This is a genomic window from Microbacterium sp. BF1 (genome assembly GCF_019279095.1).
GTDB lineage: Bacteria > Actinomycetota > Actinomycetes > Actinomycetales > Microbacteriaceae > Microbacterium > Microbacterium maritypicum.
Genome location: NZ_JAGYWT010000393.1, coordinates 1 through 2,339 on the forward strand (window position 1 = coordinate 1; position 2,339 = coordinate 2,339).

Here is a 2,339-nt window from a genome sequence, read left to right on the forward strand (position 1 = left end):
CCACGACCACCACGAGCGCGGGCGGGGCGAAATAGCGGATCCCGTTGCGGCGACCGAACCGACGCACGAGCTCGCCGCGCCAGGCGCCCGTCGCGCGGAACTGCCGAGCCAGTCGCAGCCAGCTCTCCCGCGGCCAGTAGGTGACCGACAGATCGGGGTCGAACCACACCCTATGGCCGGCCTGTCGGATCCGTAGGTTGAGCTCCCAGTCCTCCCCACGTCGGATCGACTCATCGAACAGCCCGACCTCATCGAGGACGTCGCGCCGCATCACGCCGAGGTACGCCGACTCCGCCTCGCCCTCCTGCGAACTCCCGTGATAGGCGCCTCCGCCGAGCCCGACAGGGGAGTTGTACAGACGAGCGACCGCCTTCTGGAAGGGCGTGCGCCCCTCGGCGTGCATCACGCCGCCGACGTTCGCCGATCCGGTGCGCTCCAGAGTCTGCAACGCCAGGGCGGCGTAACCGGGGGAGAGTTCGGAGTGCGCGTCGACGCGCACGATCGTGCCGTAGCGGCTTGCCCGGATCGCGGCGTTCAGTCCCACCGGGATGTGCGCCGCAGGGTTGTCCACCAGCCGGATGCGGTCGTCCGTCGCCGCGAGTCGTCGGGCGAGCTCGGTCGTGCCATCCGTCGACGGGCCCAGCGCGAGCACGAGCTCGGTGGGGGCATCGACATCCTGAGCGAGCACCGAGGCGATCGCGTGTTCGAGGTACGCGCGTTCGTTGAGCACCGGCATCACGAAGGACACCCCGGGCAGGGGAGCGGAGAATTCGTCGGCGCGCACATGATGATCATGGCACGGTGTCCACGCACGTTCCCTGATCGAGGGCGCGGCAGGGCGTCCGCAGTCCGCGGGACGGGCTGCGGCGGGAGGATCGGACGCGGACGAACTATTCTGGAGGGATGGGTGCACTGTCTGACGCGAAGAAGGGATACCGTCTGCTGAAGCGGGCGCTCGCGTCTCGCACCGCGGTGCAGCGCGTGCGACGCCGGCTCGCCGAGCGCGAGCCGTTTCCGACCGACCACTTCAAGGTCGCGGTCTACTTCGCGGACGGTGCCGTGAACATGTACCAGATGCGTCAGTGGTACCGCCCGCTCGCCGAGCTCGCGAAGCGCTGGCCCGTCGTCGTGCTCTCCCGGCAGGCCACCGGGACCGAGAAGCTCCTCGAAGAAGACGCCCCTCCGGTGGTGTTCGTCCCGAAGGTGCGCGATCTGGAGCGGTTCATCGCCACCCAGGACATCCGCATCGTGCTGTACGTCAACCAGAACACCAGGAACTTCCAGATGTTCCGGTACGGGCGGCGCTGGCATGTGTTCATCAATCACGGCGAGTCCGACAAGATGTACATGACGACGAACCAGTACAAGGCCTACGACTACGCCTTCGTCGCCGGACAGGCCGCTCGGGATCGTCTCTCGCGCACGCTGTGGGATTACGACGTGAACCACCGCACGATCGAGATCGGGCGCCCGCAGGCCGATCACTACTCCGGAACGCTTCCGTACACGCCCGATGAGCGGACCGTCGTGCTCTATGCGCCGACCTGGGAAGGCGACCGTCCCAGCGCCCACTACGGTTCGATCGCTTCGCACGGCGAGGAGCTCGTGAGCCGGCTGCTGGCGACCGGTGCCCACCGTGTGATCTACCGCCCCCATCCCCGCAGTGGCGTGGTCGATGAGGCGTACGGCGCCGCGCATCGACGGATCGTGGCCGCGATCGAAGCGGCGAATGCCGCGGACGCGACCGCTCACCATGTCTACGACGCGGCTCCGGAGTTGGGCTGGCAGCTCACCGCGGCCGACGTCGCCATCGTCGACATCTCCGCCATGGTCTACGACCGGCTCGCCGCCGGAAAGCCGCTGATGATCACGCGTCCGACGGACGAGCAGGCATCGATCGACACGCAGGGCTACCTGTCGGATTGCGAATGGCTGACCGCGGAGGCTGCGGTCGACATCGTCGCCGAGGTCGATCGGGTCCGAGCCGATGAGGCTGCGATCGCCCGGCTGCGGATGTGGGTCCAGCACTACTTCGGCGACACCACGCAGGGGGTGGCGACCGCGAAGTTCCATGCCGCGGTCGAGCGCCTCATGCAGGAGTGGGAGCGTTGGCAGGCCCACGAGGTCGGGACGATCCGCGAAGACGAGGACGACGACGACGAAGAAGTCGACGACGAGGACGCCTGAGCATGGACTTTCCCCGCGCGCAGTCGGTCGCACCCCGCCTGGAGCTGCTCAGCCGCACCGGGTCGACGAATGCCGATCTGCGGGTGAAGGCGGAGGCCGTCGAGGAGTGGCCGCACCTCTCGACCCTCGTCACCCGCGACCAGACCGCGGGC

Annotated in this window: 2 protein-coding genes; one reads left to right on the plus strand and one right to left on the minus strand. The window is 68.3% G+C overall.

Going from position 1 to position 2,339, the window contains the following annotated elements; translation table 11 throughout:
* On the minus strand, positions 1-736 hold a 736-nt coding region (locus KZA10_RS12650; protein ID WP_256934812.1), incomplete at its 3' end, for a glycosyltransferase family 2 protein.
* A gap of 167 nt (positions 737-903) precedes the next feature.
* Between KZA10_RS12650 and KZA10_RS12655 the strand changes: the two genes are divergently transcribed.
* Complete coding sequence (locus tag KZA10_RS12655) at positions 904-2,187, plus strand: CDP-glycerol glycerophosphotransferase family protein (protein ID WP_218683046.1); 1,284 nt, start codon at positions 904-906, stop codon at positions 2,185-2,187.
* The last annotated feature ends 152 nt before the right edge of the window (positions 2,188-2,339 follow it).

Bases quoted from the DNA above. Each gene is read 5' to 3' on its own strand.
- KZA10_RS12655 (WP_218683046.1), top strand. From the start codon at position 904: ATGGGTGCACTGTCTGACGCGAAGAAGGGATACCGTCTGCTGAAGCGG.